At 46.6% G+C, this 22500-nt stretch carries 20 protein-coding genes, 1 tRNA gene, 3 rRNA genes, 1 other RNA gene and 1 other annotated feature (2 of these 26 running past the window's edge); of the genes, 9 read left to right on the top strand and 16 right to left on the bottom strand.

Annotation, left to right across the window (positions count from 1 at the left end):
- From MHB72_RS00175 to tadA, 8 genes are all read right to left on the bottom strand, one after another.
- Window positions 1–1023 (bottom strand): 16S ribosomal RNA (locus MHB72_RS00175); it reaches 526 nt to the left of the window's first position.
- A 284-nt stretch (window positions 1024–1307) separates the two neighbouring features.
- Window positions 1308–1574, bottom strand: a complete 267-nt coding sequence (locus tag MHB72_RS00170) for a pro-sigmaK processing inhibitor BofA family protein (RefSeq protein ID WP_003178144.1) — start codon at window positions 1572–1574, stop codon at window positions 1308–1310.
- A gap of 64 nt (window positions 1575–1638) precedes the next feature.
- Window positions 1639–1863, bottom strand: a complete 225-nt coding sequence (locus MHB72_RS00165) for a YaaL family protein (RefSeq protein WP_035337520.1) — start codon at window positions 1861–1863, stop codon at window positions 1639–1641.
- 20 nt (window positions 1864–1883) lie between these two features.
- Window positions 1884–2480 (bottom strand): recombination protein RecR, encoded by a 597-nt coding sequence (recR, locus tag MHB72_RS00160; RefSeq protein ID WP_020449786.1) that lies wholly within the window; start codon window positions 2478–2480, stop codon window positions 1884–1886.
- A 13-nt stretch (window positions 2481–2493) separates the two neighbouring features.
- Window positions 2494–2817, bottom strand: a complete 324-nt coding sequence (locus tag MHB72_RS00155) for a YbaB/EbfC family nucleoid-associated protein (RefSeq protein ID WP_023856408.1) — start codon at window positions 2815–2817, stop codon at window positions 2494–2496.
- A gap of 26 nt (window positions 2818–2843) precedes the next feature.
- On the bottom strand, window positions 2844–4544 hold the full coding sequence (dnaX, locus tag MHB72_RS00150) for a DNA polymerase III subunit gamma/tau (protein WP_144497722.1): 1701 nt from the start codon (window positions 4542–4544) through the stop codon (window positions 2844–2846).
- 129 nt (window positions 4545–4673) lie between these two features.
- An RNA gene (gene ffs, locus MHB72_RS00145) (signal recognition particle sRNA large type) lies at window positions 4674–4939 on the bottom strand.
- Between the two features lie 90 nt (window positions 4940–5029).
- On the bottom strand, window positions 5030–5512 hold the full coding sequence (gene tadA, locus MHB72_RS00140) for a tRNA adenosine(34) deaminase TadA (RefSeq protein ID WP_216922152.1): 483 nt from the start codon (window positions 5510–5512) through the stop codon (window positions 5030–5032).
- A 142-nt stretch (window positions 5513–5654) separates the two neighbouring features.
- On the opposite strand from tadA, the gene MHB72_RS00135 reads away from it, so the two are divergent.
- From MHB72_RS00135 to MHB72_RS00120, 4 genes are all read left to right on the top strand, one after another.
- Window positions 5655–6143, top strand: a complete 489-nt coding sequence (locus MHB72_RS00135; protein WP_229105635.1) for a cysteine hydrolase family protein — start codon at window positions 5655–5657, stop codon at window positions 6141–6143.
- Window positions 6144–6179: 36 nt separating this feature from the next.
- Window positions 6180–7499: a glycoside hydrolase family 18 protein gene (locus MHB72_RS00130; protein WP_031305057.1), complete on the top strand. Its 1320-nt coding sequence runs from the start codon at window positions 6180–6182 to the stop codon at window positions 7497–7499.
- 85 nt (window positions 7500–7584) lie between these two features.
- Window positions 7585–8208 carry a deoxynucleoside kinase gene (locus MHB72_RS00125; protein ID WP_020449779.1) on the top strand — a complete coding sequence of 208 codons (624 nt, stop codon included), beginning with the start codon at window positions 7585–7587 and terminating at the stop codon, window positions 8206–8208.
- Window positions 8205–8846 (top strand): deoxynucleoside kinase, encoded by a 642-nt coding sequence (locus MHB72_RS00120; protein WP_216922136.1) that lies wholly within the window; start codon window positions 8205–8207, stop codon window positions 8844–8846. Before MHB72_RS00125 ends, MHB72_RS00120 begins: the two co-directional genes overlap by 4 nt.
- 138 nt (window positions 8847–8984) lie before the next feature.
- Here the strand turns inward: MHB72_RS00120 and MHB72_RS00115 are convergent.
- A tRNA-Ser gene (locus MHB72_RS00115) sits at window positions 8985–9077 on the bottom strand.
- Between the two features lie 129 nt (window positions 9078–9206).
- Here MHB72_RS00115 and MHB72_RS00110 point away from each other — a divergent pair.
- The 4 genes from MHB72_RS00110 to MHB72_RS00095 all read left to right on the top strand — a co-directional run bounded on the left by MHB72_RS00110 (window position 9207) and on the right by MHB72_RS00095 (window position 13281).
- Window positions 9207–9629, top strand: coding sequence for an SMI1/KNR4 family protein (locus tag MHB72_RS00110; RefSeq protein ID WP_340901538.1), 423 nt, complete (start codon window positions 9207–9209; stop codon window positions 9627–9629).
- A gap of 29 nt (window positions 9630–9658) precedes the next feature.
- The gene (locus tag MHB72_RS00105; protein ID WP_216922139.1) at window positions 9659–10777 is read left to right on the top strand and encodes a CdaR family transcriptional regulator; all 1119 of its coding nucleotides are present in this window, start codon (window positions 9659–9661) and stop codon (window positions 10775–10777) included.
- An 89-nt stretch (window positions 10778–10866) separates the two neighbouring features.
- Window positions 10867–12135: a GntP family permease gene (locus tag MHB72_RS00100; protein ID WP_216922143.1), complete on the top strand. Its 1269-nt coding sequence runs from the start codon at window positions 10867–10869 to the stop codon at window positions 12133–12135.
- A gap of 15 nt (window positions 12136–12150) precedes the next feature.
- Entirely contained in the window at window positions 12151–13281 is a 1131-nt protein-coding gene (locus MHB72_RS00095; RefSeq protein ID WP_216922147.1) for a glycerate kinase, read from the top strand.
- Window positions 13282–13309: 28 nt separating this feature from the next.
- On the opposite strand, the gene serS is transcribed toward MHB72_RS00095, so the two are convergent.
- The 5 genes from serS to guaB all read right to left on the bottom strand — a co-directional run bounded on the left by serS (window position 13310) and on the right by guaB (window position 19545).
- Window positions 13310–14587, bottom strand: coding sequence for a serine--tRNA ligase (serS, locus tag MHB72_RS00090; RefSeq protein ID WP_095293102.1), 1278 nt, complete (start codon window positions 14585–14587; stop codon window positions 13310–13312).
- 57 nt (window positions 14588–14644) lie between these two features.
- Window positions 14645–14864: a binding site (T-box leader), on the bottom strand.
- Between the two features lie 51 nt (window positions 14865–14915).
- On the bottom strand, window positions 14916–15506 hold the full coding sequence (gene pdxT / locus MHB72_RS00085) for a pyridoxal 5'-phosphate synthase glutaminase subunit PdxT (protein WP_025810896.1): 591 nt from the start codon (window positions 15504–15506) through the stop codon (window positions 14916–14918).
- Between the two features lie 21 nt (window positions 15507–15527).
- Complete coding sequence (gene pdxS / locus MHB72_RS00080; protein WP_020449771.1) at window positions 15528–16412, bottom strand: pyridoxal 5'-phosphate synthase lyase subunit PdxS; 885 nt, start codon at window positions 16410–16412, stop codon at window positions 15528–15530.
- A gap of 186 nt (window positions 16413–16598) precedes the next feature.
- Window positions 16599–17894, bottom strand: a complete 1296-nt coding sequence (dacA, locus tag MHB72_RS00075; protein ID WP_031305058.1) for a D-alanyl-D-alanine carboxypeptidase — start codon at window positions 17892–17894, stop codon at window positions 16599–16601.
- Window positions 17895–18078: 184 nt separating this feature from the next.
- Window positions 18079–19545 carry an IMP dehydrogenase gene (gene guaB, locus MHB72_RS00070; protein WP_020449769.1) on the bottom strand — a complete coding sequence of 489 codons (1467 nt, stop codon included), beginning with the start codon at window positions 19543–19545 and terminating at the stop codon, window positions 18079–18081.
- A 121-nt stretch (window positions 19546–19666) separates the two neighbouring features.
- On the opposite strand from guaB, the gene MHB72_RS00065 reads away from it, so the two are divergent.
- A complete protein-coding gene (locus MHB72_RS00065) occupies window positions 19667–20644 on the top strand; it encodes a YaaC family protein (protein WP_216922149.1) in 978 nt (325 codons plus the stop codon).
- Between the two features lie 16 nt (window positions 20645–20660).
- Here the strand turns inward: MHB72_RS00065 and rrf are convergent.
- A 5S ribosomal RNA gene (gene rrf, locus MHB72_RS00060) occupies window positions 20661–20776 on the bottom strand.
- 58 nt (window positions 20777–20834) lie between these two features.
- Window positions 20835–22500: ribosomal RNA gene (locus tag MHB72_RS00055) — 23S ribosomal RNA — on the bottom strand; it runs 1264 nt beyond the window's last position.

Below are 22500 nucleotides of genomic sequence, written 5' to 3'. Positions count from 1 at the left end.
CTCTAGGGTTGTCAGAGGATGTCAAGACCTGGTAAGGTTCTTCGCGTTGCTTCGAATTAAACCACATGCTCCACCGCTTGTGCGGGCCCCCGTCAATTCCTTTGAGTTTCAGTCTTGCGACCGTACTCCCCAGGCGGAGTGCTTAATGCGTTTGCTGCAGCACTAAAGGGCGGAAACCCTCTAACACTTAGCACTCATCGTTTACGGCGTGGACTACCAGGGTATCTAATCCTGTTCGCTCCCCACGCTTTCGCGCCTCAGCGTCAGTTACAGACCAGAGAGTCGCCTTCGCCACTGGTGTTCCTCCACATCTCTACGCATTTCACCGCTACACGTGGAATTCCACTCTCCTCTTCTGCACTCAAGTTCCCCAGTTTCCAATGACCCTCCCCGGTTGAGCCGGGGGCTTTCACATCAGACTTAAGAAACCGCCTGCGCGCGCTTTACGCCCAATAATTCCGGACAACGCTTGCCACCTACGTATTACCGCGGCTGCTGGCACGTAGTTAGCCGTGGCTTTCTGGTTAGGTACCGTCAAGGTACCGCCCTATTCGAACGGTACTTGTTCTTCCCTAACAACAGAGTTTTACGATCCGAAAACCTTCATCACTCACGCGGCGTTGCTCCGTCAGACTTTCGTCCATTGCGGAAGATTCCCTACTGCTGCCTCCCGTAGGAGTCTGGGCCGTGTCTCAGTCCCAGTGTGGCCGATCACCCTCTCAGGTCGGCTACGCATCGTTGCCTTGGTGAGCCGTTACCTCACCAACTAGCTAATGCGCCGCGGGTCCATCTGTAAGTGGTAGCCGAAGCCACCTTTTATAATTGAACCATGCGGTTCAATCAAGCATCCGGTATTAGCCCCGGTTTCCCGGAGTTATCCCAGTCTTACAGGCAGGTTACCCACGTGTTACTCACCCGTCCGCCGCTAACATCAGGGAGCAAGCTCCCATCTGTCCGCTCGACTTGCATGTATTAGGCACGCCGCCAGCGTTCGTCCTGAGCCAGGATCAAACTCTCCATGAAATAATGGAGCGCAGATTAAGTTCGTCACATCCTGTGACAACATCTGCATGACCTGCATCGTGCAGGCCCCTGACTACGCACATTCGCATGTGCGATTTATTTAATGAATTAACAGGTACGTTTGTCTTGTTTAGTTTTCAAAGAACTTCATCGCCGCTCTCAAAGCGACTATAATATCTTAACATTTAATCGTGATGTCGTCAACAACTTTTTTTCAAAAAAATTATTCGTCATCAGCGACGAATACTAATTTAACACCTTTAAATAAAATTGTCAACAAGAAATTATATTGCGATAAATTGTTTAATAACAATAAGAGCTGCTACACCGGGAACCCCCAATAATCCGCTCACTCCGGTTGTTACAATATTAATCGGCACGTGAATGCCCACGCTCTCGCCAAACAGATTCACACAGAATAAAAACAAAGCGCCGACTACAAATCTAACCGCTATTCTTCCGATTAATCGCAAAGGTTTAAATGATGCTTTTGAAAAAAACAACAGGGCAACCAAAGCGACAATTGCCCCGATAAAGATAACAGATCCCATGAATTCCATCACTCCTCGCTCGTTCTTGTACAAGCATATGATGGGAATCATGCGAATAGACCTGCTACTTCCAGCTGCCGATCCTTAAATTTCTTTTTTTTGCTTCCCGCAAATAAAAAAAGTACTTTGCCTCGGCAACCTTTAATTCGTAAAGAACTTCTGGCGAAGGCTCAAGACTGTTTTCAATCAGCCGCTTTTGCCTGTTCCATTCTTCCTTTTGATGGATCAGCTGTTCAATTAGCTTGTTATCAAATTCTTTTCTAAGCTTCTTTTTCCGAAGAAAACCCATGGTAATGCAATCTCCTCCCTCTACATTTCACGTCTGCCTTCAAGCGCTTTAGAAAGAGTGACTTCATCTGCATACTCCAAATCGCCTCCGACCGGAAGTCCATGGGCAATTCGTGACAGCTTGATACCAGACGGCTTTAAAAGCCTTGAAATGTACATGGCCGTTGCTTCTCCTTCTATATTCGGGTTTGTCGCGAGAATGACTTCAGTCACTTGATCATCCTGCAACCGTTTCAGCAATTCGGGTATTTTAATATCTTCCGGACCGATGCCGTCCATCGGAGAAATCGCACCATGCAAAACATGGTACAGTCCGCTGTATTCCTTCATTTTCTCCATAGCAATGACATCTTTCGGATCCTGAACAACACATATGACCGATTTGTCTCTTCTCGTATCTTCACAAATATAGCAAGGATCTTGATCTGTTATATGTCCGCAAACCGAGCAATATGTCAAATTGCGCTTTGCGTTTACCAATGCTTTTGCAAAATCTAACACGACGTCTTCTTTCATACTAAGAACAAAAAAAGCCAGACGGACCGCCGTCTTGGGTCCGATTCCTGGCAATTTCATAAAGCTGTCAATCAGCTTTGATATTGGTTCAGGATACTGCATTCTTATTTTCCTCCTAGAATAAACCCGGCATGTTCATTCCTTTTGTAAACTTACCCATCGTTTCATTTGTTACATCGTCGACTTTTTTCAAAGCATCGTTTGTCGCTGCAAGGACAAGATCTTGAAGCATTTCAACATCTTCAGGGTCTACGACTTCCTCTTTGATGATGACGTCGATGACTTCTTTTTGGCCGTTTACCTTAACAGTCACCATTCCGCCGCCCGCAGTACCTTCGAGTACTTTTTCTGCCAGTTCCTCCTGTGCCTTTTGCATATCCTTTTGCATTTTTTGCATTTGCTTCATCATTTTCTGCATGTTACCCATTCCACCGCGCATACTCAAATCCACTCTCTTTCATGTTTTTATTCTTTAATTTCAATCAGTTCCGCTCCGAACAGTTTTTTAGCTTCTGATACGAGCGGATCTTCTTCTTTCGGTTCATTTGCTTCAGAATCTTCCGGCTGATGATCCTGCAGAAATTCTTCTCTTATTTTACCCCATTGGGCTTCGGGAACGCCAACTATATCTATCCTTCCGCCGAGCATTCCATCCAAAATTTGTTCCAGATTTGTCCTGACTCCATTATTGTCTTCAGCTACCATTTTACAGTGAATTTCGTATTTGAATGCGAGGACAAATGCTTTTGAAGATGCAGCCACCGGCTCGCTGTCATTTAAAAGGGCAGCATGCGATACTTTATTCTGCTGTTTAAGCTGGGCAAGCAATTGTCCCCAGCAGCCCTTCAATTTTTCGAGGTCCGGTCTTGTAGCATCTTTTAATATTTCATGAATACGGCCGACAGGCGCTTTATATGCGCTTTTCACGCTTTTTTGCGGACGGGACGTTTCTTTAGGCTGGGCGGGAGCCGAAGAAACCTGTACACCTTGTGTTTTAAGCTTCTCAATCTCCTGCTCAAGCTGCCGAACCTTGTTGACGAGATTATCCACTTCCGGCGGGGCGGCCGCGGATGCCCCTGCTTTTGGTCCCTGGCAGAGCTTCACAACTGCAACTTCAAAGAAGATACGCGGATGGTTCGTCCATTTCATTTCCTGATGGCTTTTATTTAATATATCGATCATTTCGTAAAGGTCTGGTGCAGGAATTTGCCGGGATAGAGCTTGGAACTCTTCGTCCACCTTCACCTTTTCAAGAACGCCTTCTAAATCAGGCGCCGTTTGATAAAGAAGCATATCCCTGAAGTAGAAAATCATATCCTCGATTAATTTTGCCGGGTCTTTTCCCTGCTGAAGCAGTTCGTTCAATGTTTCCAAAGCACCGGAAACATTTTTTTCGTGGAGGGTTGAGGCGAGCTTTCCAATATAGTGCTGTGACACAGCCCCTGTTATCAGCAGCGCATCATCCACCGTCAGCTCATCTCCGCTGAATGATACAGCCTGATCGAGCAGGCTCAGCGCATCCCTCATGCCGCCGTCGGCGGCACTGGCGATGATGTCTAAGGCACCATCCTGCACCTTGAACTGTTCAGCTTCGACGATTTTTTCCATTCGTCCGACAATTGCCTGTGAGGTAATCCTCTTAAAATCAAATCGCTGACATCTAGAAATAATCGTTAAAGGAATTTTATGAGGCTCTGTTGTTGCGAGAATAAAGATACAATGTTCCGGCGGCTCTTCAAGCGTTTTTAGAAGGGCGTTGAATGCGCCGATAGAAAGCATATGTACTTCATCTATGATATATACTTTATACGTGACGGCAGACGGGGCAAATTTCACCTTGTCGCGGATGTCGCGTATTTCATCTACACCGTTGTTAGAAGCGGCGTCAATTTCAATTACATCTGAAATCGAACCGTTTGTAATGCCTTTGCACGCGGAGCATTCATTGCACGGTTCACTGACCGGAGCGTGCTCACAGTTGACAGCTTTGGCAAACAGTTTTGCGGCGCTTGTTTTTCCCGTTCCCCTCGGTCCGGAAAACAGATAAGCGTGCGAAAATTTCTTTTGTAAAAGGGCATTTTGCAACGTTTTCGTGATGTGCTCCTGACCGACTACATCTTCAAACAACTGCGGCCTGAACACTCTATATAAAGCCTGGTAACTCACAAACACGCCCTCCTCTTGTTTTCATCATTTCCATTATACATGAAGCAGCTTTCAAATCCAAAAGCTCTTCTTAAGAAAAAAACTCATCTATATTAAAATAGATGAGTTCTTAATTTGATGATTGATTTACCGTGCACCTTCTGTCGATTCGCTACCCTAAGCGTTACTTAAGCAGTTAGCTCAGCCCAGGCAACCCTGCGGCACATGGAAGGTTCCACTTAATGCTGCTTCCTTCCGGACCTGACATGGTTCATGGATTCCCATTGCGCAGGACCCAAGCGTCAACACCACTTGCTTAAGGCAGACCTTAAAGTAAACGAACCTCGAGAAAGGGATTCGGCCTCGCTCGAGCGGATTGCGAGTACAGGGCACCGCTACCTCCCCGCTTAGCACGGCAAAATAAATATCAAATTATTTAAGCTGCGTCTTCATGTGACGCACTCATTAGTATAACTTGTTTCACCCTAAATTGCAAATTTCCGTCATCACAGCTCCCTTTTCTTTTCCGCTTTCTTTTTTGCGCGGAGCTTTCTGAAAAAATCGCTTAGCATCCTGCCGCATTCTTCTTCCATTACGCCGCTTACGACTTCAGCCTGATGATTGAATCTCTCTTCCTGCAGGAGATTCATCAAAGTCCCCGCACAGCCGCCTTTCGGATCAGACGCTCCGAACACCACTTTGTCGATTCTGGAGAGAACGGCCGCTCCGGCGCACATCGGACATGGCTCAAGGGTAACGTAAAGAACAGATCTCTCCAGCCGCCAGGTTCCCAGCTTCTGGCATGCCTCTTCAATAACGAGCATCTCTGCGTGGGCAACCGATCTTTGCTCGGTTTCCCGCAAATTATGGGCGCGGGCAATAATTTCGCCATCCAGAACCAGTACGGCGCCAATCGGCACTTCGCCTTTTTCTTCAGCTTTTCTCGCTTCATTGATCGCTTCTTTCATATAAAACTCGTCTTGTGTCATCCGCATGCACTCTTTCAATGTTTTTCGCCCGACAGAATAGGCTAACTTATAGTTAAAGGAATATGCAATCTGAAAGGAGACAATCGCATTGTCCAATTCAGCTCTCATTATAGTCGACATCATTAATGATTTTCAATTCGATATGGGTGACGTTCTTTCCAAAAAGACCAGAAACATGACCGAGCATCTTCTGGCATTAAAAGAACACGCAGCCAAAAAGAAATGGCCTATCATATACATTAATGACCACTTTGGAATTTGGCAAGCGGATATTGCTGCCATTATCAAGAAATGCAAAAACGACAGAAGCGAATATATCATCGACCGGCTCGCACCGAATAACAACGATTATTTCTTAATCAAACCAAAGCACTCAGCTTTTTACGGCACCGCCCTTGAAACATTGCTGAATGAACTTCATGTCGACCATTTGATCATTACGGGAATCGCAGGCAATATTTGCGTGTTATTTACGGCAAACGACGCTTATATGAGGGAGTACGATATCACGATTCCGCACGATTGCATTGCCTCAAATAATGAAAAAGACAACAAATATGCGTTGACGATGATGGAAAATGTTCTGTTCGCCAATATTACGACGGTTAAAGAGATCACCGCCGAAACTTGAGCATGAAACACTTCCTTTCTTCATATAGTGGTAGCAATGAGAAAGGAGGCGTTTCCCATTCAGATTTATGTCGTGAAAAGAGGCGATTCCCTTTATCAAATCGCGAATCGCTACCGAACAACAGTTAATGAAATTGTCGCGACGAATGAAATTCCCAACCCGAATCGGCTTGTTGTCGGACAAACTATCGTGATACCGATCGCCGGCGAGTTTTATGAGGTCAGACAAGGAGATACATTAGCATCAATCGGAGCCCGCTTTAATATTTCTCCGGCTGAACTGGCAAGGATCAACCGCATTCAGGTTAGCGCTATTTTGCCTGTCGGGCTGCTGCTTTATATCCCCCCTCGGCCAAAACGGAACATTGAAACAAACGCTTATATCGAACCGCGGGGAGAAAGCGTCAGCCCCGCTCTACAGCAGGCGGCAAGAGAGGCTTCGCCATACTTGACCTATTTGGGTGCTTTCAGCTTCCAGGCGAAGCGGGACGGCACACTCGAAGAACCGCCGCTGAACAACTTAAAAGAAATTGCAGACAGACACCGGACTACGATGATGATGATCGTCACCAATCTCGAAAATGAAGCTTTCAGCGACGAACTCGGCAGAATCATTTTGACGGACCAGAATGTAAAAAACAGATTGCTTGATAACATTGTTGCAGCCGCCAGAAGATACGGTTTTAAAGACATCCACTTTGATTTTGAATACTTAAGGCCTGAAGACAGAGAAGCCTATAATCAATTTTTACGGGATGCACGGGCTCGCTTCAAACAGGAAGGCTGGTTCATCTCAACCGCGCTTGCGCCGAAAACGAGAGCGGATCAGCCCGGACAATGGTATGAGGCCCATGATTACCGGGCTCACGGAGAGATTGTCGATTTCGTCGTACTGATGACATATGAGTGGGGCTACAGCGGAGGGCCGCCGATGGCGGTATCGCCGATCGGACCCGTACGGGATGTAATCGAATACGCACTCACGGAAATGCCCGCCAGCAAAATCGTCATGGGCCAGAACTTGTACGGTTATGACTGGACGCTCCCCTATACGCCAGGCGGGCAGCTGGCCAGAGCAATCAGTCCCCAGCGGGCAATTGCAATCGCGAGTGAAAACAATGCGGCGATACAGTACGATGAAACAGCCCAGGCTCCTTTCTTCCGCTATACGGACAATGCCGGCAAACAGCATGAGGTATGGTTTGAAGACGCCCGCTCAATTCAGGCAAAGTTTGATCTGATTAGGGAATTGAATTTAAGGGGAATCAGCTATTGGAAGCTCGGCCTGTCCTTCCCGCAAAACTGGCTCTTGATAGCCGATCAATTTAATGTTGTGAAAGAAACGTTCCCAAGTTAAAGGAACGTTTTTTTCATGGCAGAAGATGATGATGTGATACAATATGTATGGTTCACAAATGAATTTCTTTAGTAGGAGGACACCTATGAACACAGCCCCTTTCATCGCTGTCGAAGGCCCCATCGGCGCGGGAAAAACAACCTTGGCCAGCATGCTCTCCGAAAAGCTCTCACTCTCTTTGGTTAAAGAAATCGTCGAAGAAAACCCTTTTCTTGATAAATTTTATGATGACAAAGATGAATGGAGCTTTCAGCTTGAGATGTTTTTCCTCTGCAATCGCTATAAGCAGCTTGAAGATACCGAAAAGAAGTATTTGCATCACCACATACCCGTTGTTTCGGACTATCATATTTATAAAAACCTCATTTTTGCTGAACGGACGCTGGAAGGCAAAAAACTTGAGAAATACAGAAAAATTTATCATCTTCTTACAGAAGATCTGCCAAAACCAAACGTCATCATTTACATAAAAGCAAGCCTTCCGACGTTATTGGAACGGATCAAAAAACGCGGACGGCCGTTTGAACAGGAAATGGACAAGCAATATCTGGAACAGCTCATCAATGATTATGATGCTGCCATTAAGCAATTTAAAGAATCCGATCCGCCAATACCCGTTATTGAAATTAACGGAGATCAGGAAGACTTCGTGATCTCCGAAGCCGTTTTCAATCGAATTGCCGATCAAGTAAAGGAGTATATAGAATGAGTGTATATGCTATTCCGAAAGATGCTATCATTACTGTTGCCGGAACGGTAGGAGTGGGGAAATCCACATTGACAAAAGAGCTTGCAAAAAGACTCGGATTTAAAACTTCCCTTGAAGAGGTTGTGAACAACCCTTATTTGGAGGCTTTTTACCAAGACTTTGAACGCTGGAGCTTTCACCTGCAAATTTTCTTCTTAGCGGAACGCTTCAAAGAGCAAAAATACATTTACGAATCGGGCGGCGGATTTGTTCAAGACCGTTCAATTTATGAAGATACAGGCATTTTCGCCAAAATGCACGCCGATAAAGGCACAATGTCAAAAGTCGATTATAAGACGTATACAAGCCTGTTTGAAGCGATGGTCATGACGCCTTACTTCCCCCGCCCCGACGTTTTAGTCTATTTGGAGGGCGATTTGGAATCGATTCTCGACCGCATCAAAAAACGCGGACGAGAAATGGAAATGTTAACCGACAGATCGTATTGGGAGGAAATGTACACAAGGTACGAAAACTGGATCAGCGGCTTTAACGCCTGTCCGGTTGTCAGAGTCAATATTGATGAATACGATCTGTTCAACAACTCTGCCTCCCTCGATCCAATTATTGAAAAAATCAGTAAAGCTATTCAAAGATAAACAAGCAAAAAGAGCGGATTCCCATGAAGAGCCGCTCTTTTTTTGCTTGTGCATATAAAAAAACCGCTGCCCTATCCAGGCAGCGGCAACACAATCTCCAATTTATGCTTAGTCAATCACTAAAATGCAAATCAATAATGGCGGAGGAAGAGGGATTCGAACCCCCGCGGGCTTTGACACCCCTGTCGGTTTTCAAGACCGATCCCTTCAGCCAGACTTGGGTATTCCTCCGTATCGACAAGAATTAATATAACATGTCCTATCTTTTTAAGTCAAGGGATTTTTTCATAAAAAATTTATTTTATTGTTCACGCTTCTCATTATATGCAAAAATAATGATAAACGCAAAGGGTGATAGCATTGTGGAAACATTTTATAGAACGTTTGCCTCAAGATTACACGCTGAACAGACCTATTGAAACAGAGGAGCTTCAGAAAGCAGAAGAACTCCTCGGCGTCTCTTTTCCAGATGAACTGGTCAGCCTTTTAAAAACGACAGACGGCATTAATGATACATTCGGGGATCATCTCATTTGGCCTGCATACAGAATGATAGAAGAGAATCTAGACATGAGAAGCACCGACTGTTTTAAGCCGTTCGATTGTCTGTTATTTATAGCAGGTGCGGGCAATGGCGATTTATTTGCTTATTCGATTTTAAACGGCTCTATACGGAAAAACGATATTTATGTTTGGAATCATATAGACGACAGCCGAATATGGGCCGCATCTTCTTTAAAACCATTCATGAAAGGCTGGATCGACGGAACAATCACCATTTAAAACAAGATCTTAGGCAGGAGCATGATGAAATGAATTATCTATCAAAAGAATTGGCGGAGGAAATTGTCGACAGGACCATGTCGATTATTCGGCACAACATTAATATGATGGATGAAAACGGGGTTATCATCGCCTCAGGAGACCGCTCGAGAATTGGTGATGAACACGCCGGAGCGAAGGACGCACTTGCAGCTGAAAGGGTTATCAGCATCACGCCTGAAGAATGCTTGGCTTTAACGGGAACAAAGCCCGGCGTAAACCTTCCCATCGTATTTCATGATGAAATAATCGGCGTTATTGGAATCACGGGGCCGCCTTCTGAAGTCAGCCGATATGGTGAACTTGTTAAAATGGCAGCAGAGCTGACTGTCGAACAGGCATTTTTAACAAAACAGCTGACATGGGATCAAAGGCTCCGGGAAGAAACGGTCATCCAAATGATTCAGGGGGCCGACCTAGCATCCCTTGACTTCCTTGAACGTGCGGAGCGATTGAATATACCGCTAGAAGGCCAGCGTACTTGTCTTGTGTTTGAGCTGCCATCCGCTGATATGAAGCCGGCATTTATTAAAAAACTTGAAAAACATTTAACCGCGAAAGATTTGTACGCCAATATTTCTTTAAAAGAGATCACAGTTATTCTGGCAGGCGCTCCCGCTAAAAGCAGGGCTGATCTCTTTTCATCTTGGAACGGCTGGCTCAGCCAATGGAAAACGGTCAGAGGCGCGCTTGGCGAGCAGGCGGATCAGCTTGAGCAGCTGCCATTCTCCTATCAAAGTGCAAAACAAACGCTCAAGATTGCTAAAAACAGCTCTAGTTTATACGATTATCGAGAGTTTGCGATCCCCGTTCTGTTATCAAAAATAGAGCGTCCGGATCAGGAGATTCATTTTCAAAACATCTGGGACCGCCTTTCCCAAGCAGATCAAAAGGGCGAATTAATCCATACCCTCCTCTGCTATATAGAAGAAAACGGCGAAATCGGGGAAACTTCATCAAGACTCTTTATTCACCGCAACACATTAAACTACCGGCTGAAAAAGGTTGAAATAGCGACAGGATGCAATCCAAAACGGTTTGACGACCTATTCAAACTGTATACAGCCATTACGCTTTTTTCACCATTTTGTGCAAATGAACAATTTTAATATAGGATAAAGGAACGAAATCCGTATACCTGACCAATTCTCCCTTATACAGAAAGCGTTTACAATTGGACGTAAGGGAGGGTATGCAGATGGATATTCAAATCAATGCAATAGGCGCCTTATGCGCATTAGCCATATCAATCTTTCTTATTCTGAAAAAAGTCCCGCCGGCTTACGGCATGATGATCGGCGCATTGGCCGGAGGCTTAATTGGCGGCGCAGATTTAATAGAGACGACGGATTTGATGATAGCGGGTGCTAAAAACATGATTCCTGCTGTGCTCCGCATCTTGGCAGCAGGGGTGCTCGCCGGCGTTCTGATTCAATCCGGCTCCGCAGCGGTGATTGCAGAAACCATTGTCAATAAAATTGGAGAAAAAAGGGCGCTGCTTGCTTTAACATTGGCGACAGCCATCTTAACAACGGTCGGCGTATTCGTCGATGTCGCCGTCATCACAGTCGCACCGATCGCCCTTGCGATTGCGAGGCGGACCTTTATCAGCAAAGCGGCCATTCTATTGGCGATGATCGGCGGAGGAAAAGCGGGCAATATTATGTCGCCAAACCCTAATGCCATTGCTGCTTCAGATGCCTTTCACATCCCTTTGACATCCGTGATGGCCGCCGGGATCATCCCCGCTATATTTGGACTGGGCGCCACTTATTTACTAGCAAAACGCCTTTCAAATAAAGGAACAGGAGTAGCTGCAAATGAGATTGAAACCCAAACGGCTCAACAACTGCCGGCATTTTGGGCGGCGATCAGCGGTCCGGTGGTCTCCATCCTGTTGCTCGCCTTAAGGCCCGTGGCAGGAATTACGATTGATCCAATTATCGCTTTGCCGGCGGGAGGCCTCGTCACTGCGATTGCATCGGGACAAGCGGGCAAACTGAAGGATTTTGCCGCTTCAGGATTGTCGAAGATGTCAGGCGTTGCCGTGATGCTGATCGGGACTGGAACGCTTGCGGGAATCATCGCCAACTCCCAACTCAATTCTTTCATTACCGACACCCTTGTCGGCTTGGGTCTGCCGTCGTTTCTCTTAGCTCCCATTTCCGGCATGCTGATGTCGATGGCAACCGCCTCAACAACCGCCGGCACAGCTGTCGCCAGCAGCGTATTCGGCCCGACATTGCTTGATCTTGGCGTCGCTGGCCTCGCAGGTGCGGCAATGATTCACGCCGGAGCAACGGTGCTCGATCACCTGCCTCACGGAAGCTTTTTTCATACGACGGGAGGCAGCGTCTTCATGGCCATGAAAGAACGGTTAAAGCTGATTCCATATGAGTCAGTCATCGGCTTAATCCTAACCATTATCTCAACTTTGATTTTTGGAATTTTTCAATTCTTTATTTAAAAAGGAGCAGGTACCATGAAAATCGTAATCGCACCTGATTCATTTAAAGAAAGCATGACATCGCTTGAAGCGGCTAAAAGCATTGAAAAAGGCTTTAAAGCGGTTCTGCCTGACGCCGAATACGTCAACATTCCGGTTGCTGATGGAGGCGAAGGAACCGTTCAAGCTCTGATTGACGCCACCGGAGGAGATATCGTACAGCAAACGGTCACAGGCCCTCTCGGGAAGCCGGTAAAGGCGGCTTACGGCCTGCTTGGCGACGGAAAAACGGCTGTCATCGAAATGGCTGAAGCGTCAGGCCTTCACCTCGTGCGCCCTGAACAGCGGAATCCCCTGTTAACGACAACGAGAGGAACCGGAGAACTGATTCTCAATGCTGCGGAAAAAGGGGTGTCCAACATCATCATCGGACTCGGCGGAAGTGCAACAAATGACGGCGGAGCGGGAATGGCTGCAGCACTGGGTGTGAAGTTTCTAAACCGCAATGGAGAAGAGATTGAAAATGGAGGCGGTGCATTAGCTGAGATTGCCAAGATCGATGTGAGCGGCCTCAATCCTCAGTTAAAGCATATCCACTTTGAAGCCGCCTGTGATGTCGATAATCCTCTTACGGGACCTCGCGGAGCCTCCGCCGTATTTGGGCCGCAAAAAGGGGCGAACAGTGAAATGACTGCCCTTTTGGATCAAAACTTAAAACATTATGCTGCTGCAGTCAAAGCAGAGCTGGGGTGCGAAATCGATTCAATCCCGGGAGCAGGAGCGGCAGGAGGATTAGGAGCAGGCCTCTGTGCCTTTTTAAAAGCGGAATTAAAAAGCGGAGTTGACATTGTTTTAGATACTTTGTCTTTTTCCGAACGTATTAAAGGAGCCGATCTTGTCATTACGGGCGAGGGAAAAATAGACGGCCAAACAGTCAGCGGAAAAACGCCGGCCGGCGTCGCAAAACGCGCCTGCAGCGAGAATATTCCTGTTATTGCATTTGCCGGATCGCTCGGTGAAGGCTGCGAGCTTGTTTATGATATCGGCATTTCCGCTCTCTTTTCGATTGTGCCAGGGATCAGCTCCTTGGAAAACGCCCTTGCCGATGGAAGTTCAAATCTTACGCGCTGTGCCCGAAATGTAGCCGCCGTCTGGTCTCTCGCATAAAAAAAGCGCGCCTCTTGGCGCGCACTTTTTATGGTTGAATAACATCTCTGTTCCCCATGTATGGACGAAGCGCTTTAGGAATGATGACGCTCCCGTCCTCCTGCTGGTAATTTTCCAATAATGCGGCAACCGTTCTGCCGACAGCCAAGCCGGAGCCGTTTAACGTATGGACATGCTCAGGCTTTCCTTTTGCTTCCCTTCTGAATCTGATATTCGCCCGTCTGGCCTGGAAAGCTTCGAAGTTACTGCAAGATGAAATCTCACGATATGTGTTTTGGCTTGGAATCCATACTTCGATATCGTATTTTTTCGCAGCGGTAAATCCTAGATCGCCCGTACACATGCTCATCACACGATAAGGAAGCTCAAGCAGCTGAAGAACTTTCTCCGCTTGATTTGTCAGCTTTTCAAGCTCTTCATATGAATCCTCAGGCTTCACGAATTTCACCAGTTCAACTTTGTTAAATTGGTGCTGGCGAATCAAACCGCGCGTATCACGGCCAGCTGAACCTGCTTCTGAACGGAAGCACGCACTGAACGCCGCATAATTGATCGGCAACTCGCCAGCTGACAAAATTTCATCGCGATGCAGGTTCGTAATTGGCACTTCTGCCGTCGGAATTAAGAAATAATCTTCTTCCCTGATTTTAAAGGCATCTTCCTCAAATTTCGGCAGCTGTCCGGTGCCTGTCATGCTTGCGCGGTTCACCATGTACGGCGGGATGACTTCCGTATAGCCGTACTCGTCTACATGAAGATCAAGCATAAAGTTATACAATGCCCGTTCAAGTCTGGCGCCTAGCCCTTTATAGAAAACGAAACGGCTTCCCGTAACCTTGCCGGCCCGCTCAAAATCAAGAATATCCAATTGATCGGCAATATCCCAATGAGGCTTCGGCTCAAATGAAAATCCGGGGAGTTCGCCCCATTTGCGAACTTCCACGTTGTCGTCTTCAGTCTCACCGACCGGAACAGACTCATGGGGGATATTCGGGATAGACAGCATGATTTTATCAAGTGAAGATTCGACCGTTCTCAGCTCTTCATCAAGCTTTTTAATGTCTTCACCGACTTCGCGCATTTCTTTAATGAGGTGGTCAGCATCTTTTTTCTCGCGCTTTAAAGCGGCCACCTGCTGAGATACCTCATTGCGCTTTCCTTTCAGCTCTTCTACTTTGACGATCAATTCTCTTCTCTTTGTATCCAATTCCTCAAATTGATCAAAATCTGATAAATCTTCTCCTCTGTGGGCAAGCTTTTGTTTGATTTCCTCCAAATTTGCCCGCAGCAGTTTGATATCAAGCATCTGCCTCGCTCCTTTTATACTGATTTGACCGAAAAAAAGAGCCCTTGTCCCCTAAATATAAGGGACGAGAGCTCTCGCGTTGCCACCCTGATTGAAAACAGGCGTCTTCCTCCTGTTTTCCGCTTCATTTTGATAACGGTTCTCCCGTAAATGCCTACTTTGACTGTTCAGCATTTCGCTCAAGGATGGATTCGGACAGCATCTTTCGCCGATTCGCACCAACCATCGGCTCTCTTGGAAAGAGAGGCTTCCTACTGCTTCCTATCAACGCTTTTCGATCTATATTGTCTTATAAATGTACTACAAGTTTTAACAGCTTTCAACCGTTTTATACGACGGCTTCCTGTTTATGCTTTTCCGCCATCTCGACAAATAATTTCGTCATTCTATGGTCATCCGTCAATTCAGGGTGGAAAGAACAGCCGAGCAGATTTCCTTGTTTGGCAGCGACGATTCTACCGTTGTGCTCCGAAAGCACTTCCACATCTGCGCCCGCTTCCAAAATGTGCGGAGCGCGGATAAATACGCCTGTAAACGGTTCGTCAAGTCCTTTAACGGTTAAATCCGCTTCAAAGCTGTCCACTTGTCTTCCAAAGGAATTTCGTTCGACGGTTACATCCAGAACACCAAGATGGGCATCATTCGCTCCGGCGATATTCTTCGCCAGGATAATCAGCCCAGCACAAGTTCCAAATACCGGCTTTCCGGATGCGGCAAACTCCTGAAGGGGCTTCATAAACTGATACGTATCGATGAGGCGCCTCATCGTCGTGCTTTCCCCTCCCGGCAAAATCAAACCGTCGATTTCCTTTAACTCTTCCGGCCACTTAATGACTTTTCCGGCTGCTCCGCATGCTTCAATTGAGCGAATATGTTCTCTTACAGCTCCCTGAAGTCCAAGTACACCAATTGTCAGCATGTCAATCCGTCTCCTTCGTGTTTACCAGCCGCGCTCTTGCATACGCTGTTCTGGCAGCAGATTTGAGATTTCAATCCCTTTCATCGCAGTTCCAAGCTCTTTTGATAGCTCGGCAATCAGTTTGTAATCCGTGTAATGCGTCGTCGCTTCAACGATTGCTTTCGCGAATTTAGCAGGGTTGTCGGATTTAAAAATACCGGACCCTACGAATACGCCGTCAGCGCCAAGCTGCATCATTAAAGCAGCATCAGCAGGTGTTGCCACACCGCCGGCAGCAAAGTTTACAACAGGAAGGCGTCCTTCGGCTTTAATTTCCTTCAACAGCTCATACGGAGCGCCGAGGTTTTTCGCTTCTGTCATCAGTTCGTCATCGCTCATGCCGACTACTTTGCGCACTTGAGCATTCACCTTTCTCATATGGCGGACAGCTTCCACAATATTGCCCGTACCAGGTTCGCCTTTCGTACGAAGCATTGAAGCTCCTTCTGCGATCCGGCGCGTCGCTTCTCCGAGGTCGCGGCATCCGCATACAAATGGAACGGTAAATTCGTTTTTATTTAAATGAAATTCTTCATCCGCAGGAGTCAAAACTTCACTTTCATCAATATAGTCAACGCCGAGCGCTTCAAGAACACGCGCTTCAACGATATGCCCGATGCGGGCTTTCGCCATAACCGGGATTGAAACAGCGTTCATCACTTCTTCGACAATTGTCGGATCTGCCATGCGGGCAACTCCGCCTGCCGCACGGATATCAGCCGGAACGCGCTCCAGCGCCATGACTGCGACGGCTCCTGCTTCTTCTGCGATTTTTGCTTGTTCGGCATTGACAACGTCCATAATGACGCCGCCTTTCTGCATTTCTGCCATACCGCGTTTTACGCGATCAGTACCTGTTTGAGCCATTTCAAGGATCCCCCTAATCAAAGATTGAATTGTCAGATTTAATCCTATTGTATCCTATAATTCCACAAAATCATATGAAAAACACGAAGATTATTTCTATTTTAATAACAAATTGTTAGGATTGTAAATGGTAATTCTATCTGAATATGACAATAAAGAGCCCTATCAGATAGAGCCCTTTATTGATTAAAACCAGCCGGTTACCATTTCAACAATGCTGTTCCAAATACCGGCAAAAAAGCCGCCGATGCTTCTCATCGTTAAAATAAACCAGTTTGCTTTCTCATCATCTTCTTTTGTCACGAGGTTTACACCTGATACATCGCTGCCGAGAAATCCGTAGTCCTTTTCTTCTCCCTTATAGGAGGCCGTCAAGGTACCGACTTTTTCACCTTTTTTAACAGGTGCGGTCAGCTCGTCTTTGTTCAGCGTCACTTTCGCCTTGTAATTCTTTTCTTCACCGTTCTTCACAGGCATTGAAAAGGCTTTTTCCGTTACGACGCCGACTTCAGTTTCTTTCCCTTTGTCGACTGTGACCGTTTCGTTGCCTTTCACTTGTGCGCCTTTTGCGTAAAACTCTTTCATCGTGAAGTTATCAAATGCATAATCAAGCATTTTTTTCGTTTCTTTAAATCGTCCCGTATGAAGGTCGCCTTTCGCATTCATAACGACGGAAATCACTCTCATGCCGTTTCTTTCGGCAGTAGCCGTAAAGCATGATCCGGCAGAGTCCGTTGAGCCGGTTTTCAGCCCGTCCACACCTTTATATTCCTGAACTAGGCCTTTCAGCATAAAGTTCCAGTTCGGCATGTCCATTTCATCGTCTGTGCCTTTTCTGAACTTCGTTTTGGCAATGCTCGCCGTATCGAGGATTTCAGGATAATCGCTTACTAAATGATCGGCAAGGAGCGCCATGTCTCTCGCAGATACTTCATTTTCTTCATTGGCATTTGTTCCGCTCGGATGTTTGCCGTGAAGATCCTTGTTTTCCAAACCTGTAGCATTCACAAATTTGAAATCTTTCATTCCAAGCTCTTTGGCTTTTTTATTCATTAACTCTACGAACTTTGATTCAGAACCGGCAACGATTTCAGAAAGTGCAATAGCCGCCGCGTTTGCAGAGTAAATTGCAGTCGCCTGATAAAGCTCTTTTACAGTGTATGATCCGTCTTTACGAAGAGGAACATTCGATAATGAACGATCTTGGGAAATCTCGTATACATAATCGTCAGGCGTGTACTTCTGATCCCATTTCACTTTGCCTTCGTGAATCGCTTCCAACAGAAGATACTCCGTCATCATTTTGGCCATGCTGGCAACAGGAAGACGCTGATCGGCATTTTTGCTGTACAAAATTTTCCCCGATGAAGCTTCCACCAAGATTGCTGCTTTCGCGTCTACATTAATTGGATCATTTGCGGCTTTTGCTGTCGACATAGGAGAAAATGCACCTACAGTCACGGCAAAAGCAACGATCAACATGATCAGCTGCTTTATTCTCTTGCTTTTCAAATCGTGATACCTCCGCTTTTCATCAGACTAATAATCTATATCAAAGCCTTTTAAGACATTTTTCAAACACAACATTATAAATTTTATCATAAGGAAGCAAAAAAAAATAGACAGAGTATTACTCTGTCTACGGTTTAATTTTTGTCATATTTGATTAGGAAATGGTATAGTTAGGCGATTCTTTGGTAATTTGTACATCGTGAGGGTGGCTTTCCCGCAGGCCTGCGCCTGTCATGCGGATGAACTGCGCATCTTCCCTCAGTGCGTGCAAATCTTTTGTTCCACAGTACCCCATGCCGGATTTCAAACCGCCGACAAGCTGATAAACTGTGTCAGCAACCGGACCTTTATAAGGCGTACGGCCCTCAATGCCTTCCGGAACGAATTTTTTGTTTTCCTCTTGGAAGTAGCGGTCTTTGCTTCCTTTTTCCATTGCAGCTACTGAACCCATACCGCGATAAACTTTAAAGCGTCTGCCTTGGTAGATTTCAGTCTCGCCTGGGCTTTCGGATGTTCCGGCAAGAAGGCTTCCAAGCATGACGGCATGGCCTCCGGCAGCCAAGGCTTTGACGATATCTCCGGAAAACTTGATGCCGCCGTCTGCAATAATCGCCGCACCGTGTTTTCTTGCTTCAGTCGCACAATCGTAAATCGCTGTCACTTGCGGAACACCGACACCGGCCACTACGCGGGTTGTACAAATAGAACCCGGTCCGATACCGACTTTAACTACATTTGCTCCGGCTTCGATAAGCGCTTTTGTTCCTTCGGCAGTTGCGACGTTGCCGGCAATGATATTTAATTCAGGATAAGTGTCGCGGATTTTCTTAACGGTATCCAAGACACCTTGTGAATGGCCGTGCGCGGTATCAACGACGATCACATCGACATTGGCTTCCACAAGCTTTCTGACGCGTGTCATTGTGTCGCCTGTTACACCAACCGCTGCTCCAACCAATAGGCGGCCGTGAACATCTTTCGCTGAATTCGGGAATTCGATTACTTTTTCAATGTCTTTAATCGTAATAAGCCCTTTTAAAACACCTTGATCATCTAAAAGAGGGAGTTTTTCGATCTTGTATTTTTGAAGAATTTTTTCCGCTTCATCCAGGGTTGTACCAACAGGAGCCGTAACAAGCTCTTCTTTTGTCATAACATCGCTGATTTTCATGGAGTAATCAGAAATAAATCGCAGATCACGGTTTGTGATAATTCCAACCAGCTTCTGATCCTCTTCATTGTCAACAATCGGAACACCGGAAATTCTGTATTTGCCCATCAAATGTTCTGCATCAAAAACTTGGTGCTCTGGCGTCAGGAAAAACGGATTTGTAATGACGCCCCGCTCTGAACGTTTGACTTTGTCAACCTGCTCAGCCTGCTGTTCAATCGACATGTTTTTGTGGATAATGCCCAATCCGCCCTGCCGTGCCATCGCGATGGCCATTTGAGCTTCTGTCACTGTATCCATGCCTGCACTAATAATTGGAACATTCAGCTTAAGGGACGGTGTAAGCTCAACCGATAAATCCACGTCGCGCGGAAGTACCTCCGATTTAGCCGGAACGAGCAATACATCATCAAATGTTAAGCCTTCTTTCGAAAATTTGCTTTCCCACATTAGTAAATCCCCCTCTTTTCGGCAAAATATTATATGTAGATTATCAACTTGAATACCCACTGTCAAGAAAGCGGGAAACAGTTGTAATTTTTAGAAAATAACCATAAGGGAAGTGGAGTACATGCAAGATAAAGGATGGAAGGATTTAAAGCTGTTTTATTCGGTCGAAACAGCCCAGCATTTTCTTGAAATGGTATATAAAAATCAAGGAATGGAAGATGCCAAAAAAAACTCTTATAAAAACGGAGAGCGGTTTATTTTTTTTCTTAAGCATGCAGAAGCTTTTTACAAGCAAGCCAAAATCGCTACGTTAGAAATAAAACCCATTTTATTATTTTACGGCATGGCACAGCTTTTGAAAGCCTGCCTGTTAACGACAGATCCTTCCTATCCCAGCCATACTTCAGTGCTTGCTCATGGCGTGACCACAAGAAAACGAAAAAAACAAAATTACCGCTTTTATGAAGATGAAGTGAAAATCCAAAGGAACGGCCTATGTATGCACGTGATCAGATCCCTTTTCCAATTATCCGGATTGGAAGATGAACGATTCAATATGAAACAGCTTTTGGCGAAAATTCCGGAGATCAATAAAGTGCTGGCATTTCAAAAAAAACCAAATCCGATTGTAAAAGCAGCCGTCGAAGACCGGCTAATTGAGCTGCCTGGCGAGACACCCAATGCTTACAATATGTCATCAAAGCGTTTCATCGAACATATCGAATACCATTTAAACTGGTCTTTCTGCCGTGAGGAAAAAGAGGGAATCGTTTTTTCTGCCGCTCATAAAGAATGCCGACCCAGTACTTCGACCACGTTGCTTTATGATTTGGAGCAAGACAGATATTATTTCCCGGCTGAACGGGATCACTTTTTAAAGCTCCCGGAAATATTGGCGCATTACTTGGTTGCGTACAATTTAAGCATGATTGCCAGGTATGAAACTGAATGGTGGTATGACCTTCTTCTTCAAAGTGCTAGCGATGATTATGTCATCATCCAGCAGTTTTTACATATAGTCGAGTCAAAGTTCCCCTATTATATCGCTGAACTGCTTCTTCATAAAAAGGAAAACAACAAAAAAGACCAGCTTATATAAGCTGGTCTTTTTAAGTGCTTGGCGGCGTCCTACTCTCACAGGGGGAAGCCCCCAACTACCATCGGCGCTGAAGAGCTTAACTTCCGTGTTCGGCATGGGAACGGGTGTGACCTCTTCGCTATCGCCACCAAACTATGTATGAGAGGTGTTCTCTCAAAACTAGATAACGGTCAGACAATTCACAAACATTTAGGTTAAGTCCTCGATCAATTAGTATCTGTCAGCTCCATGTGTCGCCACACTTCCACCTCAGACCTATCAACCTGATCATCTTTCAGGGATCTTACTTCCTTGCGGAATGGGAAATCTCATCTTGAGGGGGGCTTCATGCTTAGATGCTTTCAGCACTTATCCCGTCCGCACATAGCTACCCAGCGATGCCCTTGGCAGAACAACTGGTACACCAGCGGTGCGTCCATCCCGGTCCTCTCGTACTAAGGACAGCTCCTCTCAAATTTCCTGCGCCCGCGACGGATAGGGACCGAACTGTCTCACGACGTTCTGAACCCAGCTCGCGTACCGCTTTAATGGGCGAACAGCCCAACCCTTGGGACCGACTACAGCCCCAGGATGCGATGAGCCGACATCGAGGTGCCAAACCTCCCCGTCGATGTGGACTCTTGGGGGAGATAAGCCTGTTATCCCCGGGGTAGCTTTTATCCGTTGAGCGATGGCCCTTCCATGCGGAACCACCGGATCACTAAGCCCGACTTTCGTCCCTGCTCGACTTGTAGGTCTCGCAGTCAAGCTCCCTTGTGCCTTTACACTCTGCGAATGATTTCCAACCATTCTGAGGGAACCTTTGGGCGCCTCCGTTACCTTTTAGGAGGCGACCGCCCCAGTCAAACTGCCCACCTGACACTGTCTCCCTGCCCGATAAGGGCAGCGGGTTAGAAGGTCAATACAGCCAGGGTAGTATCCCACCGATGCCTCCACCGAAGCTGGCGCTCCGGTTTCCAAGGCTCCTACCTATCCTGTACAAGCTGTACCAACATTCAATATCAGGCTGCAGTAAAGCTCCACGGGGTCTTTCCGTCCTGTCGCGGGTAACCTGCATCTTCACAGGTACTATAATTTCACCGAGTCTCTCGTTGAGACAGTGCCCAGATCGTTGCGCCTTTCGTGCGGGTCGGAACTTACCCGACAAGGAATTTCGCTACCTTAGGACCGTTATAGTTACGGCCGCCGTTTACTGGGGCTTCAATTCGCACCTTCGCTTACGCTAAGCGCTCCTCTTAACCTTCCAGCACCGGGCAGGCGTCAGCCCCTATACTTCGCCTTACGGCTTCGCAGAGACCTGTGTTTTTGCTAAACAGTCGCCTGGGCCTATTCACTGCGGCTCTCTCGGGCTTGCACCCTAACAGAGCACCCCTTCTCCCGAAGTTACGGGGTCATTTTGCCGAGTTCCTTAACGAGAGTTCTCTCGATCACCTTAGGATTCTCTCCTCGCCTACCTGTGTCGGTTTGCGGTACGGGCACCTCTCACCTCGCTAGAGGCTTTTCTTGGCAGTGTGGAATCAGGAACTTCGCTACTATATTTCGCTCGCCATCACAGCTCAGCCTTATGGGAAACGGATTTGCCTATTTCCCAGCCTAACTGCTTGGACGCGGATATCCAATACCGCGCTTACCCTATCCTCCTGCGTCCCCCCATTGCTCAAATGGTGAGGAGGTGGTACAGGAATATCAACCTGTTGTCCATCGCCTACGCCTTTCGGCCTCGGCTTAGGTCCCGACTAACCCTGAGCGGACGAGCCTTCCTCAGGAAACCTTAGGCATTCGGTGGAGGGGATTCTCACCCCTCTTTCGCTACTCATACCGGCATTCTCACTTCTAAGCGCTCCACGAGTCCTTCC

The sequence above is a fragment of the Bacillus sp. FSL K6-1284 genome, from assembly GCF_038002625.1.
GTDB lineage: Bacteria > Bacillota > Bacilli > Bacillales > Bacillaceae > Bacillus > Bacillus paralicheniformis.
Note: the sequence above shows the minus strand (reverse complement) of the source record. Positions and strands in the feature narration are given on the sequence as shown.